The following is a 15,327-nucleotide window of genomic DNA, read 5'->3' as shown; positions in this document are numbered from 1 at the left end:
GCCGATGGCCGCGCCGACGCCCGCGTCGACCACCGTCGCGGCGCAGCGATCGGGATCGGCCGGAACCTGTTCGCAGAAGGTCTCGATCGGATGCTGATCCTCCACGGGCAGCGCGTCCGCGACCGGGGCCGGTATGGCGGCCACTGGATCGACGGGTACCGCGGCCGCGGTGGCGGCGGCCGTCTCAGCGACAGACCGGGCGTCCGCCGTCACAACCGGGGCCGAACCCTCGTCGACGGGTGCGTTCTGCGGGGCGACAGCCGAATAGTCCTGAACGACAGGCGCCTCGGCAGGCGGCAATGGCAGCGGGATGGACAGTAACCCCTGCACGTCGTGCGCCACCGTTTGCCAGTCCACTGCCAGCGGCGGCACAGCGGGCGCCTGCGCAGCATCGGCCGGAGTGAGAACGAGGTCGCCGGGAGACGCTGTGGCCACTCCCGTGCCTAAAAAGACCGCAAGCGGCAACATGCTCGCAATCAACAGTGGACGTGACATGCGCCGATGACCAGTCTCCGGCATTTCACACCTCCCGGGTGTATATCTTCGAGTTTGTCCCGACCCTCTCGCATGGTGGTGCACGTTGCGGCTGAGGTAGTTTAAGCTCCAACCGGGACCGGACAGTGAAGAAATGGCGAATTCATGTGCGTCGATCGAATGACGATTTCCTGTTTCGAAACCTCGAATACGAGCTGCGCGCGCACTCATCGACGCGATTTGGCAAATTTTGGGCAGCCCGCCGGTGGCGCGCGACACACGACACATCCACACAGCCCAGGGTGGAACGCGGCTACCCATGCCGCTGATTAGCTGTCAGTCCGGCCGGCGGCTGTCAGCCGCCAACTGCCCGAGCGACTCGCGCCGCCCCGGCCACCGCCCGGCGCAGAAACACGGACGCGGAGCAAACGCGGACCGATTCGCAAGGAGGCCTCCCCCGGAAATTTCCTCCTGCCGTGGCGACCAAGCGTAGAAAGAGACCATGGGAAGGCAGGCAGCCGTCGTTGTCTACGTGTTCGCGCTGGTGGCCGTCGTGGTGAGCGTGGACGTTCTGTTCTTCCGGCACTATTTCCGGGAACGACTGCTGGTGAATGTGGGCATCGTGCTGGTGTTCGCCGCGTTCTATCTCAGGTTCGTACAGCGTTCGTAGCGCGGCGGGCGATGTCGAAGACGATCACACTCGCCTCCTGTTCGAAGCATCCGTAGCGGAGTTGCGAGTCGCCGGAAGCACACGAAGGCCTGGGATACGCTGGTGCGCAGCGTATCCCAGGCCGGTTCCGTCGTTCGTGACCGCCGAGGCGAGTCGGCGTCAGGGTTGCGGTTGCGCGGTGCCCGACACTCCGGTGCCGCGCCGGGTGAAGGGATTGCGCAGGCGCGGTTTCGGGGCGGCCGCAGGCTGCGCGGGCGCCGTCTTCGCGACGGCCGGCTGGGCCGGCGGCGTGTTCGCGAGATCCCTACGCGTGGCGGTCATTTCGCGGCGTGAGTGCCGCAGTTCGCGCCGGATCTCCGCATGGCGGCGCGCCGAGGAGAAGGCCCCGGTGAGGGCGATGCCCAAGCCGAGCATGCCGACCGCACCGAGGGCCGCGCCGGCGGCGAACAGCTCGTTCTGAGTGGGAGTGAAATGGGCTCCGAAGACGGTGAATTCGGTCGCCAGCACGTGCGTGTCGCCAGAATTGGCCAGTGCTGCGGCGATTCCGACCACCACTGCGGCGAACAGAATGATCAATCCGATGAATACAATCATGGCTTCTACCGATTCTCAACATCGATGGACTGTTGTAGTTCGGAGATAACCCGCTTTCGGGTCGTCAAACAACCGTCTCGGCAAGACACTTCGAACGCGCGGCTCCGCGCGTCCGCCGGAACCGGCCGAGCCCAACCACTTTCGGATGAGCCCGGAGCCTGCGGTGGAGGTCCTCGACACAGCCGCGCTGCCATCGTCTCGCCACCGGCGAGGGATCGCGGCGCGAAGGTCGTCGCTCGACTGACGGGCGCAATCGCGACCCGAGTTTCGGCGATCCGTAGCGACAGACCACTGATCGGGTATGCGAGAAAATCTTAAGCAATTTATCGGCAAATACTAAATATTGGGAAACGCCCCCGGCATGGGAGTAAAACTCTAGAGTCGATATGTCCAGCAGAGCCGGTCGCGGGTCTTGGAGGCTCGTATGGATCTGAACACCGTCGAGGACGTCATTCGCTGGCCCTCGGCCCGACCGGGTTCCGACTGGCACGCCGGAGATGCGTGGCTGGCCGGGGGGACGTGGTTGTTCTCCGAACCGCAGCCCACACTGCGCCGGCTCGTCGATCTCACCGCGCTCGGCTGGCCCGCGCTGCTGCCCACCGACGAGGGCCTGGAAATCGGTGCGACGTGCACGATCAGGGAGTTGCACGAGTTCGCTCCGCCGGAGGACTGGTCCGCCGGCAATCTGCTGCGTACCAGCTGCGATGCGTTCCTGGCGTCATTCAAGGTATGGAACGCCGCCACCGTGGGCGGCAACATCTGCATGTCGCTGCCGGCCGGTCCGATGATCACCATGAGCGTGGCACTCGAGGCGACCTATCGTTTGTGGGCGACGGACGGGACGGAGCGAACGGTCGCGGCCGAGAATTTCGTGGGCGGCGATCACCTGAATGCGCTGGGGCCGGGCGAAATACTGCGCAGCATTCATATCCCTGCCGACGCGTTACGGAAAACGTACGCGCACCGGCGATTCACGCTGACCAAGCTGGGTCGGTCCACGATATTCATGGTCGCCACCCGAACGCCGGGCACCGACGATCTGGCCCTCAGCATCACAGCGGCAACCGCATATCCGATTGTCCTGCGTTTCGATTCGGCACCCAGCGCCGACACCGTGCGGGACCGTATCGACGCGATCCCGGCGGACGCATGGTTCGCCGACCCCAACGGCACACCGGAGCACCGCAGACACCTCGCCCGGCACTACGCCGAGGAACTCCGGGCCGAACTCGGAGGCGCGAGATGAGCTTCGTCGTCAACGGCAAGACGTACTCCCAGCAGCCGCGACCCGGACAGTGCCTGCGGACCTTCCTGCGGCATTTGGGCTGGTTCGGGGTCAAGAAGGGCTGCGACGCCGGCGATTGCGGCGCCTGCACCGTCTGGCTGGACGGGCGTCCCGTGCACAGTTGCATCACACCGGCATTCCGCGCGGACGGACACGAGGTGACGACGATCGAGGGGCTCGGAACGCCCGAGAATCCGCATCCGATGCAGCGGCAGTTCCGCGACGCCCCCGGATTCCAGTGCGGCTTCTGCACCGCCGGCATGATCATGACCGCGGCGGCCCTGACCGACGAACAGAAGCAGGACCTGCCACACGCGCTGAAGGGAAACCTCTGCCGCTGCACCGGCTATCGGGCCGTCGAGGACGCGATCAACGGCGTCTGCGCGATCGAGGTGGCGGAACCGGGCGCGGTGATCGGCACCAGCGTCGCCGCACCGGCCGCCACCGGCGTGGTGACCGGCCGCGCCGAGTACACGATGGATACCGCACCGGAGGGCATGCTCCATCTGAAAGTGCTGCACTCCCCCCACGCGCACGCGCGCATCGTCTCCGTCGACAAGTCCGCGGCGCTGGCCGTGCCGGGCGTACAACGCGTCTACACCTGGGAAGACGTGCCGCGCAAGCTGTTCACCACCGCCGTCCACACCGACCACCTCGTCGACCCCGACGACACCTACATCCTGGACAACGTGGTGCGTTTCGTCGGCCAGCGGGTCGTCGCGGTCCTCGCCGATTCGATCGCCGCGGCGGAAGAAGGCTGCCGCCGGGTCGTCGTCGAGTACGAGATGCTGCCCGCGGTGTTCGATCCCGAGCAGGCGATGGGCCTCGGCGCGCCGCAATTGCACGGCTCCGACGATCCGTTCGTCCAGGACCCGACGCACAACATCCTCGTCGAACTGCATGGCGAAATCGGCGATACCGCAGCGGGTTTCGCCGAGGCCGACGTGGTCCACGAAGGCACGTACTTCTCACCACGGGTGCAGCACGTGCATCTGGAGACGCACGGATCGATCGCCTGGATGGACGCGGGCCGGCTGCACGTGCGGACCAGTTCGCAATCGCCGTGGGTCGCCAAGGGCAAACTGGCGCACCTGTTCGACCTGCGTCCCGACCAGATCCGGGTCTTCTGCGAACGCGTCGGCGGTGGTTTCGGCGGCAAACAGGAGGTGCTCAGCGAAGACCTGGTCGCGCTGGCAACCTTGGACACCGGTCGCCCGACCTGCCTGGAATACACCCGTGAGGAGGAGTTCACCAGCGCCCCGACCCGGCATCCGATGAAGATCACCGTGAAACTGGGGGCGCGCGCCGACGGCACCCTGACCGCGATCCACTTCCGCAACGTCTCCAATACCGGCGCGTACGGCAACCACGGCGGCGAGACGCTGTTCGCCGGGGGCTCGGCCGTCGCCGCCTACCGCTGCCCCAACAAGAAATTCGACGGCTACGTGGTCTACACCAACACCCTGCCCAGTGGCGGGTTGCGCGGCTACGGCATGACCCAGCCGGTCTTCGCGATGGAATCGGCGATGCACGAACTGGCCGTCGCGCTCGGTATGGATCCGCTGGAACTGCGGCGCCGCAATATCGTTCGCCCGGGCGACGCGCTGCTGTCGATACACGACGAGGCCGACGACGTCGCCTTCACCGAGGACGGGCTGGGCGCGTGTATCGACCGTGTCGACGCCGCGCTGCGCGCGCACCCGGACGGGCAGGCGCTGGGCGCGGACTGGTCGATCGGCGTCGGCACCGCCGCCTCGATACACGAAACCGCACCGCCGACCGAACACATCTCGGTCGGGCTGGCCACCCTCGGTGACGACGGAATCTACGAAATCGCGGTGGGCACAGTCGAATTCGGCGAGGGTACCTCGACCGCGCACGTTCAGATCGCGGCGGCCGAGCTGGGAACCACCCCGGCGCGGATCCGGCTCGTCCAATCCGATACCGACAGAACCGGTTTCGATACCGGCGCCTTCGCCAGCGCGGGACTTTTCGTGGCCGGCAACGCCGTCGCGCGATCCGCGGCGGCGTTGCGCGACCGGATCCTGCGTTTCGCCGCCGCCCACACCGGTGTCGCCCTGGAATCGTGCGCCATGGACGACGACGCCGTGCGCTGCGGTGACACCCGCGTCCCGCTGGCCGACCTCGCGGTGGCCGCCCGGAGCCGGGGCGCGCGACTGACCGAATCGCGCAAGGCATACGGCTCGCCGCGCAGCCTGTCCTGCAACGCACACGGATTCCGGATCGCGGTGCACCGCGTGAGCGGCGAGATCCGGATCCTCTACAGCGTCCAGGCGATCGACGCCGGGGTGGTGATCAACCCGGAGCAGGTCCGCGGGCAGATCGAAGGCGGTGTGGTCCAAGGCGTCGGTTTCGTCCTGACCGAACACCATCTGATGACCAACGGCGTCGTCACCAATCCGACGCTGCGCAACTACCGCATCCCGACCTACGCCGACGCTCCGCGCACCGAGGTGATCCTGGTCGGCTCGACCGATTCGGCGGGACCGGTGCGGGCCAAGGGCATCGCCGAATCCTGCGTCAATCCGGTGGCGCCCGCACTGGCCAACGCGGTGCACGACGCGACCGGCATCCGCTACCGCGAGCTACCGCTGACGCCCGACCGGATCTTCCCGGCGCTGCGGGCATCCCGGCTGACCTCGACCGGCTGAGCCGGGAGACCACGATGCCCCGCGAGACGCCGGCCGGTCACGCCGCCACCGTCATCATCGGTGAGAAGGTTCGTCCCGGCTGCGAGGAGGCGTTCCTGGCCTGGCAGCACGGACTCAACAGCATGGCGGCGCAGTATCCGGGATTCATTGCCGCGGAGATCGATCCGCCCGCGCACCCGCGGGCGCAGTGGTCGCTGATCTACCGCTTCGACTCGATCCCGAATCTGCGCGCGTGGATCAACAGCGCCACCCGACAGGACAGCCTCGCCGAGGGGCGGCGCTACCTCGACGGCCCGCCCACGCAGCAGATCGTCACCGGCGCGGCCGCGCCGCCCGACACCCTCGTCACCGCGGTGGTGACCCATCGCGTCGTTCCCGAGCAGATCGACGAGTTCCTGGCGTGGCAGGAACGACTCCGCCACGCGGAGAACGGGTTTCCCGGCTTCCGCGGTTCGGAGATCTTCCGGCCGATCGAGGGCGTACAGGATGAATGGACGATGCTCTACCGCTACGACAGCGCCGCCGACCTGGACCGCTGGCTGACCTCCAGCGAGCGGCAGCGACTGCTCGACGAGGGAAAACGGTTCAGCGACTTCCGATTACGCACGATCGACAACTCGTTCGGCAGCTGGTTCGCCTTCGACGAGGACGGTCCCGCACACGCGCCGTCGCAGACGAAGACGTCGATCGCGGTGTGGGTCGGGTTGTATCCGACGGTCGTGCTGCTCTCGCTGGCGTTGGCGCCCGCGGGAATGCCGCTGTGGCTGGGCATGCTGATCGGAAATCTGTTGTCCAGCTTCGTCATGACGTTCGTGACGATGCCGCGCTATGTGAATCCGTTGCTCGAACGCTGGCTGCAGCCGGCCCCCGGGTCGCCGCGCAAGGCGATCGAGATCCGCGGCGCCGTGCTCATCACCGCCGTGATGGCGTTCTGGACGGTGCTGTTCTGGCTGGTGACCTCCGTGTTCTGGCATCTGCCGTGACACCGGCCCACAACCGAGAAGGAGAAGTGACGACAATGACCGAATCCAACGGCAGCGCGGTCCCGGCCTTCATGCGCCCGGTGATCGCCGACGAGCCGCCCGCCGGCGCCCGCACCGTCGCCGAACAGTCGGTGCTGGCGCTCAACGCCGCCATGTTGCAGCTGTACGACGCATCGCTGGAGAAATTCAAACAGAACATGCTCGACCAGGTGCCCATCATCCTGGCGCTGTTCACCGGCGCGGGCGGGCAGATGATCCTGTACCGGCCCGGCCGGGAACCTGAGGTCGCACCGCCGGTGCCGATCGTCTACCAGCTCGCGAAGTCGGTGGGCCACAGCACCATGGCGATCTACGAGATCGTCGCACCGTACATCTCCAACGCGTATGCGAATCAGCTGTGGCGTCCGCCGCTGGAGATGTACCGGGCACAGCACCGCACCGCCGTCGACGGCCTCGGCGCGCTGGAGATCTCGGACGAGGACCGCGCGGTGCTGCACGAGATCCTGCACCGCAATCTCACCTTCATGGACGAATGCCTCGACCGCGGCGGTTACACCTACGACGACGTCGAAAAATTCATTCGCGACACCGAACCGTATTCGGCCCGGTCGATCGGCATCGGCTCGGGAGCTCAGGTCGGCCACTGGATGTCGGTCCTCGACGAATGGAAGGCGGACCTCGGCGAGGACTGGGAGCGCACCTATGCGGTGAGCAACTCGCTGTACGTCGCGCGGCAGAACAACATCCTCTACAGCGTTCTCGTCCAATTCATGGGCACCGAGACGATGGGCGACCGATTGCTGCTGGTCGAGACGACCGAATTCGAGACCACACCCGAGAAGTTGCTCGACGTGCTCGGCCGCATCGTCGCCGACCGCTCGCTGGGCATGGTGTTCTTCCGCGACTACTACCTGATGGACGTCGAACTGCTCGGTGGCGGCGGGCGCGCGGCCATCGAACGCGAAATGGCCGCGCGCGGAAGGGAACCGATACTGCCGCCGCTGGCGCCGTTCCGTTCCGACGATTGGCCGTGGAAGACCGACCCCGCCAAGGGAACCGGACCGGCACGGCTGGAGGATGTCGGATGCCCGATCCGCCCGGAGCCGGTCCGCTGATGCCGGAGGCGACAAGTTCCGCGGATTTCGCACAGCGTGCCGTCGACATCGCTCGCGACAGTGTCGCCGCGGGTGGACTGCCGTTCGGGACCGTGATCGTCAAGGACGGCGCGATTCTCGCCGAGGGCAGCAATTGCGTTGCCCGTACTCATGATCCGACCGACCACGCGGAGATTCACGCCATCCGCGAGGCATGCCGGACATTGGGGACCGAGTATCTGACCGGCTGCACGGTCTACGCCATCGCCCACCCGTGCCCGATGTGCCTGGCGGCGCTGTACCACTGCGCGCCCGACGAGGTCGTCTTCCTGGCCACGCGGGAGGAGTGCGCGCCGTACATGGCGGGCGGGAAGGACAAGTACTTCGAACCGGCCACCTTCTACGCCGAGTTCGCCAAACCCTGGAATGAGCGGAGGCTGCCGATGCGCTATCTGCCGCGTGCCGATGCCGTGCAGGTGTACCAGCTGTTCGGGGAGCGACACGGCGTTGTTTCGTTGTGACACAACGGTATTCGCCACGCATTACGGCGTGTGGTCGTGATGGATCCGTCCTCCGAGTTCGGTCAGCGGATGTCCGGCGCCGCCGTGGGTGCGCATGATGATCTCGGCGACGATCGACACCGCCGTTTCCTGTGGGCTGCGAGCGCCCAGGTCGAGACCGAGCGGACTGGCGAGCCGGCACAATTCGGTGTCGGTGAGTCCGGCCGCGCGCAACCGCCGCAGCCGATCGTCGTGGGTACGCCGGGATCCCATCGCGCCGACGTAGCCGAGTGCCGGGAGCCGCAATGCCACCCGCAGCAAGGGGACGTCGAATTTCGGGTCGTGGGTCAGGACACAGACGACGGTCCGGCCGTCGAGGGTGTTCCGTTGCGCCTGTGCGGTGAGGTAGCGATCCGGCCAGTCCACGACGACCTCGTCGGCGGCCGGGAAACGGTCGGCAGTCGCGAACCTCGGGCGGGCGTCGCAGACCGTCACCCGGTAACCGAGCAGCGCGCCCTGCTGTGCCAGCGCGGCGGCGAAGTCGATGGCGCCGAAGATCAGCAGCCGCGGGCGGGAGGCGAAGGCGTTCACGAAGACGTCCGTGCCGGCCTCCAGCGACGCGCAGCCGATCAGCTCGGCATGGTCGGCCGCGAGCAGTTCGCGAGCCCGCTCGGCCACCGCCGCGTCGGCTCGTGCGGATCCGAGCGAGCCGTGGACCGCATCCGGGATGACGATCAGCCGCCGGCCGGGCCGCGCGCGGTCCGCATCCGTGATGGCGGTGGCGATCGCGACCGGGCGGTCCGCGGCGACCGCGGCGATCACCACCGGCAGATGCGGAAACGTCTTCCGGGATATCGGCTCGGCGAAGAGGTCGATCTCACCGCCACAGGTGAGGGCGGTACCGAACAGTTCATCGGTATCGACTCCGTAGCTGTGCAGCCGGGGCAGCCCGGTCCGCGCCACCTCGGCGGCCAGCTCGTAGACGGCGGCGTCGACACAGCCACCGGAGACCGATCCGGCCACGGTGCCGTCGGGAGCCACCACCATCGCCGCACCCACGGGTCGCGGCGCCGATCCTCGGGTGCGGACCACCGTGGCGACACCTGCGGTGCCACCGGATCGCCAGACGGAGGTCAGTGCCGCGAGGACGTCGCGCACTGCCGGAGGCGCCCTTCGGTCGTGGCCGCAGCGCTGGACTGCTGTAACCGCATCCTTGAATGATGCCCGCCCCCGCAGCCTCGTGCGGCCACAACGCGTCGACGAGCCGCGGCCGATAGCAGTCAGCTCGTGTGATGATCCTCGACGGCAGAGGTCGCGGGATGCGCCGGTTGCGCGGGTGGCAGCGGAGCCGCGGGCGCCGATGCGGGACGCGGCGAGCCGGAATCCTCGGAGTGCATCTCGCTCATTTCGCTTTTGAAGATGCGCAGCGAGCGGCCGAGGCCGCGGGCGGTGTCGGGCAGGCGTTTGGCGCCGAACAACACCACGACCACCAGTGCGATGATGAGCCAGTGGGTCGGACTCAACGAACCCATCGGAACCTCCGTTCGTTCGCCGGAGCCGCTCGGACGGTGGCTGTCGGCCCGGCGGATTCCACCGGCGAGACCATTCGCTCCCGGCGTCGGCATTGGACGAGTTCATAATAACTTGCCGCGCCCGTAGAGAAAGCGAATTGCACTTTCACCTGGCTCGATGAAGCGTAACGCAGCTACCACAACGTGTGAATGTGCAGTAACATACTCGCCGTTGCCGACGTGGTGTCACCGGGTCGGCAGCGACAGAGTCGAACAGCCGGTCGCGTGTGATGTGCACCGGAACGCAGGTGGAGGTTGCCATGGGTGTCGAGATTGCCGCGGCCCCTTCGTCCGTCGAGCAGCTGCCCGTCGAGGTGGACGAGATCACCGGCCGGTGCCACGATGTTCTGGACGAATTGTCCTTCGGCGGAAGCTGTTCGGGCGCGGCCGCGCGACTGACCGCCGCCGCGGACCGCTGGGTCCGGTGCGGGCTGAGCCTCGCGACCGTTCAGCACACGGTGTTCGAGGCATTCCGGTTGCACCTGGGGTCGCTGCGAACTTCCGGCGACGACGTCGACACGATCGTGATGTCGGTCGATCGCATGCTGGACGCCCTGGAAATCGTGACAACCGGTATCGCGGACGCCTATTCGGCAGCGGTTCCCGAGGCGGCCGAGGACTACCGGCCGAGCAGCGATGCGGTGACCTCCGCGCTGCTCGGCGGCCGATCCGCCGCCGCGGCGGCCAGGGAATGCGGAGTGGAACTCGCCGACCGCTACCACGTGCTGGCGATATCGTTCCCGACCGAGTCCGGCGACAGCCCCCGTTCCGACGTTTCGGTCCAGGCGCGACGGACCATGCGCCGTGCCCGGGCCGTCCTGGAAAGGATGAACAACGGCGCGGTGCTGTTCCAGTTGTCGCCGAGCGGCGGCACCGTGCTGGTCCCCTATCCGGTGGTCGGTTCCGACCGCTGTCTCGATCACGTCGTGCACACGCTGGCCGCGGCCACGCGGACACCGATCACCGCCACGGCGGTCCACGCCGCCCGTGCCGCTGTGCCCGCGGCGGCCGCCCAAGCACACGAGTTGCTCGACACCGTGCACGCACTGCGATGCCGGCCCGGCCTCTACCGCATGCGCGACCTCGCCCTCGAATACCAGCTCACGCGGCCCGGACCGGCGCTGGAAATCCTCGGCACCCTCCTCGACCCGCTCGACGACCATCCGGAACTGACCGAGACGCTGGTGCGGCACTGCGGTAACGAGCTGAATCGGCAGCGCACCGCGCACGAGATGCGGGTGCACACCAATACGGTCGACTACCGGCTCAAACGCATCGGCCGGCTGATCGGAGTGGACCCGACCTCACCTTCCGGGCTGCTCCAGGTCCGGGCCGCGCTGGTCGCCCGCGCCTATCGCGCACATATGCCGGCCCGCTGACGCACCCGGCGACAGCCCCGCCGAAATGGAGCGCGGCGCTGCGGCTCGGTGCGCGCCGCGCTCCACCGTATCTTCGGGCCGTGGCGTGCACCGGATGGTGAAAACGCCTGACTTCCCTACAGATCAGGGTTTCGCGCACCGCCCTGGGGGACGTATCCGACCGGCGGCACGGGACGCCGACCGGCCGGGGGCTTCGCACCGCCGCGCCGCCACCGTACATACTGACCACGTCACAGCAGAGGCGAGACGACCGGGGCGTCGTCCATGACGAAAGTGGATAGGTGCGCAGCGGATCGGCGAGCAACGAACTACCGGAAACCGATGGCCCCCTGGGCGGTTCGACCGCCCCGGCGCCACCGTCGTGGTCCTCGATCCCGCCCGGCGACCACGGCGTGCGCTTGGTCGTCTGTGATATGGACGGCACCCTGCTCACGAAGGCAGGGACCGTGCCCGACACGTTCTGGCCGCTGCTCGAGGTGATGCGTTCGCGCGGAGTGACCTTCGTGCCGGCCAGCGGGCGGCAGTACGCGACGCTCGCCGCACTGTTCGAGCGGGCTGCCGACGAGGTGTCCTACATCGCCGAGAACGGTTGTCTGGTAGTCCATTCCGGCGTCACCGTGTCCGCGACCTGCCTCGATGTCGATATCGTGCGACAGGTCGTGCAGGCGGTCCGGGAAGCGCCCGGCGCCACTGAGCTCGGCTTGGTGGTGTGCGGCCTGGACAGTGCCTATATCGAGCGCACGGATCCCGCGTTCGTCGCCGAGGCGGCGAAGTACTACGCCCGGCTGGAGCGCGTCGAGGATCTCACCGCGGTGACCGACAAGGTGCTGAAACTGGCGATCTACGACTTCACCGACGCCGAGCGGACAGCCGAGCGAGTTTTCGGATCCATCGCCGCACGCGAGCAGGTCGTGGTGTCCGGTAAACACTGGATCGACATCATGAGCCGCGATGCGGACAAGGGCCGCGCGGTGCGGTCGCTGCAGGAGACACTCGGCATCCCACCGGCCCGGACCGCGGTGTTCGGCGACTACCTCAACGACCTCGAGATGCTGAACGCCGCACGGTGGTCGTTCGCGATGGCCAACGCCCACCCCGAGGTTCGCGCCCGCGCCCGCTACCTCGCACCCGCCGACGACGAGGACGGCGTGGTGACGGTGCTGTCGCGGTTGTTCGGTTCCTGAGCACCGTTCGTCACACCGCCCGCTCCGGTGCCCCGGCCATCCGCAGCACCGCGGCGGCCACCCGATCCGGGCATTCGGCCGGCACGATGTGCTCGGAGTCCGCGTCCTCGAACCGGCCGTTCACCCGATCGGCGAATCGGCGTTGGTATTCGCGGATGGTGTCGTGATGCCGAGCGTGCCACCGGTCGGCCCGCAGCGCGGAGATGACCACGACCTCGCCGCGCGGTGGCCGCGGCGGGTTGTCCCGGAACGGGCCGATGCCGGTGGCGAAGGCATCGAATTCGCTTCGGGTGGCGGCGATGCCGGCCGCGGTGAAATCCTCCCGCAGCATGGTCTCGTAGGTATCGGCAGGGAACATGCGACCGTAGGACCCGGTCAGCGCGCGCATCACCGGCCGAAAGCGAGCGAGCGACTGTTGCACCGCGAGAACACGATCCGTCCGCACCGCGGTCGCCGCCCAGTCCGCGTAGAAGGGAGCCGCTTCCGGCGTCGGATCGACCAGAACCAACCCGATCGGTTGCGGCACGAGACTTTCCGCGGCGCGACGCACGATCAGCCCGCCCATGCTGTGCCCGACCAGAATCAGCCGACGTGGTGCCAGCACCTCGACCAGCGCGACCAGGGTGGCCGCCATCTCGTCGAGATTCTGCGGCGGCCGCACCCGGGCACTGCGGCCGCGACCGGCCCGATCGTAGGCGACGGTCCGCACGGTGTCGCCGAGCACGGACACCACCGGATCCCACAGCGTCCGCCCGGCGCCGGCGCCGGATTCGAAGAGCACGCAGGTCTGTCCCGCGCCACCCTGCTCCACATATAACTCGATGCCGCGCACCGTCATTCGTTCGCCTGGCACGTCCCGCATCCGGGCCCCCTCTCGATCAATCCCAACTTTGGAAATAGTACCAATAATGGGATAGTTGAGCCATGGATCCTGCCGACCTCCTTCTGCATCCGGTGCGGCTGCGCATCGTGCACGCGTTGTCCGGGAACGCGCCGCGAAACGCGGGCGAGTTGTGCGACCGTCTGCCCGATGTGCCCCGGACGACGATCTACCGGCACCTCGGTCTCCTCGTCGACGGCGGCATTCTGGAGGTTGCCGATGAGCGGCGGGTCCGCGGTGCGGTCGAGCGGTCCTATCGGCTGCGCGCCGACCGCCCCGCGATCGACGAAAAGGCGGCCGCGGCCATGACCCTCGACGACCACCGCCGTGGATTCGCCACCGCCATGGCCGTCCTGATCGCCGAATTCGACGCCTATCTCGACGAGCCCGGCGCCGATCCGGTCGCGGACTCGGTCGGCTATCGCCAAGGCACGCTGTGGCTTTCACCCGACGAACTGAACACGATGCTCGACGGTTTCCGCCGCGTCCTCGCCTCGGTCACCGGGAACGGTCCCGGCCCGAACCGCCGACCCTATCTGATCAGTCCGGTCATGTTTCCCGGTGCGCGAACCCCCGGCTGAGCCGATCGCACCGCATTCGCCGTGCGTGCCGGACACGGGCGTGCGAGGCTGAGCGACATGTCCGAACGTACGGATGTCTCACCGAATCTCACCGAACAGGGCCGCGGCCCGGCCATCACGCGAGTCGCCACGGAACTGATCGCCTGGGTCGCGGCGCCGTGGGCGCTGGCGTCGTGGTCCGTGGCGGCGGCGGTGATCGCGGTGGTCGTCCTGATCGGCGTGCCGTCGATCTTCGCGACCCGCGGTGACAAGAAGCAGGTGCTCGTCGCCGTTCCGGGCTGGGCCACCATCGCAATGATGGTGGTGCTGATCGCCGCGGCGGTGCTGGGCGCCTGGTTCGCCTGGCCGGTCTGGGTTGCCGTCCTCGTCACCGCGCTGGCGGTCGCGACGGTCGGCACCGAACTGCCACGCTGGCGGTGGCTGGCGCGAGCGCCCTGAGGCCGGATTCTCTCCCGATACGTTCTGTTTACGCCCGTCGAGGCCGGGTATCTGCGATTTGTTATCGAAGTACGGCCGAACGCGGCAGCGCCTGGATAACAAAAGGCAAAGGGAGAGTTTCACATGATTATTCTGGGAGTCATCCTCCTCGTTCTCGGGTTCGTTTTCAGCATCCCGATCCTCTGGACCCTGGGCATCATCGCCGTCGTCATCGGCGCGATTCTCGCCCTGCTCGGAGCGTTCGGACGTCCGGTCGCCGGCCGCGCGCATTATTTCTAGCGGCAGCGAATTCCTTTCTCCGGAGCGCGTACTTCCCCCGTGCGGTGGAAGTACGCGCTTCGCTGTTCATCCGTGCGGACCGCATCGCCTCGGCACGTCCGGGAACAAAACCCGGGTCGGGCATCCTTGGACGGAATACGCCGATCCAGAAGGAGACCCGTAGTGACCGAACTGCTTCCGCTCACCCCGGACGAATTGCTGACCACCACCCGTGCGGTGCGCCGCCGTCTGGATCTGACCCGGCCGGTGTCGCTGGACGTGATTCGCGAAGCACTGGAGGTGGCGCTGCAGGCACCGTCGGGAGGCAATCGGCAGCATTGGCACTGGATCGTGCTCACCGATCCGGCGATCAAGGCGAAGGTCGCCGAGCATTACCGGCGCTCACATCTGGCATACCGGGAAGCCGGAGGCGAACCGGCCGACGAGAGCGCCGCCCGCATCGCCACGAGTTCGGATTATCTGCGTGAGGTGATGGCCGAGGTCCCGGTACTGGTGATCGGGGCGATCAGCACCGGCGGCAACGCCGCGCTGCCCGAGAATCAGGCCGGACTGTGGGGGTCGCTGCTCCCGGCGGCGTGGAGCCTGGCGCTGGCCTTGCGCGCACGCGGCCTCGGAACCACTTGGACGACACTGCATTTGCAGTACGAGCGCGAGGTGGCGGAGATTCTCGGGCTTCCCGACGACGTCCGCCAGGGTGTGCTATTCCCGGTCGCGTACACCAAGGGCACCGACTTCCGGCCGGG

The 15,327-nt window shown here is 67.6% G+C and carries 16 protein-coding genes and 1 pseudogene; 12 read left to right on the top strand and 5 right to left on the bottom strand.

What is annotated here, in order from left to right; translation table 11 throughout:
* Window positions 1-495 (bottom strand): annotated as a pseudogene (locus tag RJ03_RS28555) (hypothetical protein); the annotation flags it as partial.
* A 481-nt stretch (window positions 496-976) separates the two neighbouring features.
* Between RJ03_RS28555 and RJ03_RS37860 the strand changes: the two are divergent.
* Entirely contained in the window at window positions 977-1,144 is a 168-nt protein-coding gene (locus tag RJ03_RS37860) for a hypothetical protein (RefSeq protein WP_167332023.1), read from the top strand.
* Between the two features lie 159 nt (window positions 1,145-1,303).
* Here the strand turns inward: RJ03_RS37860 and RJ03_RS35255 are convergent, their stop codons facing one another.
* A complete protein-coding gene (locus RJ03_RS35255; RefSeq protein ID WP_051025355.1) occupies window positions 1,304-1,738 on the bottom strand; it encodes a hypothetical protein in 435 nt (144 codons plus the stop codon).
* A 424-nt stretch (window positions 1,739-2,162) separates the two neighbouring features.
* Here RJ03_RS35255 and RJ03_RS28545 point away from each other — a divergent pair, with 424 nt between their 5' ends.
* The 5 genes from RJ03_RS28545 to RJ03_RS28525 are packed head-to-tail and all read left to right on the top strand — an operon-like array spanning window position 2,163 to window position 8,293.
* Complete coding sequence (locus tag RJ03_RS28545; protein WP_036508225.1) at window positions 2,163-2,984, top strand: FAD binding domain-containing protein; 822 nt, start codon at window positions 2,163-2,165, stop codon at window positions 2,982-2,984.
* Window positions 2,981-5,695 (top strand): molybdopterin-dependent oxidoreductase, encoded by a 2,715-nt coding sequence (locus RJ03_RS28540; protein ID WP_036508222.1) that lies wholly within the window; start codon window positions 2,981-2,983, stop codon window positions 5,693-5,695. The genes RJ03_RS28545 and RJ03_RS28540 overlap by 4 nt, the downstream gene beginning before the upstream one ends.
* Window positions 5,696-5,709: 14 nt before the next feature.
* Complete coding sequence (locus RJ03_RS28535; protein ID WP_036508220.1) at window positions 5,710-6,678, top strand: antibiotic biosynthesis monooxygenase; 969 nt, start codon at window positions 5,710-5,712, stop codon at window positions 6,676-6,678.
* Window positions 6,679-6,713: 35 nt separating this feature from the next.
* Complete coding sequence (locus RJ03_RS28530; RefSeq protein ID WP_036508217.1) at window positions 6,714-7,793, top strand: hypothetical protein; 1,080 nt, start codon at window positions 6,714-6,716, stop codon at window positions 7,791-7,793.
* Window positions 7,763-8,293: a nucleoside deaminase gene (locus RJ03_RS28525; protein WP_245552408.1), complete on the top strand. Its 531-nt coding sequence runs from the start codon at window positions 7,763-7,765 to the stop codon at window positions 8,291-8,293. The genes RJ03_RS28530 and RJ03_RS28525 overlap by 31 nt, the downstream gene beginning before the upstream one ends.
* 21 nt (window positions 8,294-8,314) lie before the next feature.
* On the opposite strand, the gene RJ03_RS28520 is transcribed toward RJ03_RS28525, so the two are convergent.
* Both RJ03_RS28520 and tatA read right to left on the bottom strand, forming a co-directional pair.
* The gene (locus tag RJ03_RS28520; protein ID WP_036508214.1) at window positions 8,315-9,430 is read right to left on the bottom strand and encodes an XdhC family protein; all 1,116 of its coding nucleotides are present in this window, start codon (window positions 9,428-9,430) and stop codon (window positions 8,315-8,317) included.
* Between the two features lie 122 nt (window positions 9,431-9,552).
* Window positions 9,553-9,804 (bottom strand): Sec-independent protein translocase subunit TatA, encoded by a 252-nt coding sequence (gene tatA / locus RJ03_RS28515; protein WP_036508240.1) that lies wholly within the window; start codon window positions 9,802-9,804, stop codon window positions 9,553-9,555.
* A gap of 299 nt (window positions 9,805-10,103) precedes the next feature.
* Between tatA and RJ03_RS28510 the strand changes: the two genes are divergently transcribed.
* Together RJ03_RS28510 and RJ03_RS28505 are read left to right on the top strand one after the other, a co-directional pair.
* Entirely contained in the window at window positions 10,104-11,222 is a 1,119-nt protein-coding gene (locus RJ03_RS28510; protein WP_063820459.1) for a PucR family transcriptional regulator, read from the top strand.
* Window positions 11,223-11,503: 281 nt separating this feature from the next.
* Window positions 11,504-12,406, top strand: a complete 903-nt coding sequence (locus RJ03_RS28505) for a Cof-type HAD-IIB family hydrolase (protein ID WP_245552407.1) — start codon at window positions 11,504-11,506, stop codon at window positions 12,404-12,406.
* A 10-nt stretch (window positions 12,407-12,416) separates the two neighbouring features.
* Here the strand turns inward: RJ03_RS28505 and RJ03_RS35250 are convergent, their stop codons facing one another.
* Window positions 12,417-13,268, bottom strand: a complete 852-nt coding sequence (locus tag RJ03_RS35250; protein WP_051025353.1) for an alpha/beta fold hydrolase — start codon at window positions 13,266-13,268, stop codon at window positions 12,417-12,419.
* Between the two features lie 62 nt (window positions 13,269-13,330).
* Between RJ03_RS35250 and RJ03_RS28495 the strand changes: the two genes are divergently transcribed.
* From RJ03_RS28495 to RJ03_RS28485, 4 genes are all read left to right on the top strand, one after another.
* Entirely contained in the window at window positions 13,331-13,867 is a 537-nt protein-coding gene (locus tag RJ03_RS28495) for a helix-turn-helix domain-containing protein (RefSeq protein WP_036508211.1), read from the top strand.
* Window positions 13,868-13,924: 57 nt separating this feature from the next.
* Window positions 13,925-14,305: a hypothetical protein gene (locus RJ03_RS28490; RefSeq protein WP_174372356.1), complete on the top strand. Its 381-nt coding sequence runs from the start codon at window positions 13,925-13,927 to the stop codon at window positions 14,303-14,305.
* Between the two features lie 123 nt (window positions 14,306-14,428).
* Entirely contained in the window at window positions 14,429-14,584 is a 156-nt protein-coding gene (locus RJ03_RS37855; RefSeq protein WP_086007330.1) for a hypothetical protein, read from the top strand.
* A 162-nt stretch (window positions 14,585-14,746) separates the two neighbouring features.
* Window positions 14,747-15,327 (top strand): nitroreductase family protein (locus RJ03_RS28485; RefSeq protein ID WP_036508208.1); only part of this gene is annotated, 581 nt, incomplete at its 3' end.

Origin of the sequence: Nocardia aobensis NBRC 100429 (assembly GCF_000308375.1) — a bacterium.
Classification (GTDB): Bacteria; Actinomycetota; Actinomycetes; order Mycobacteriales; family Mycobacteriaceae; genus Nocardia; species Nocardia aobensis.
Note: the sequence above shows the minus strand (reverse complement) of the source record. Positions and strands in the feature narration are given on the sequence as shown.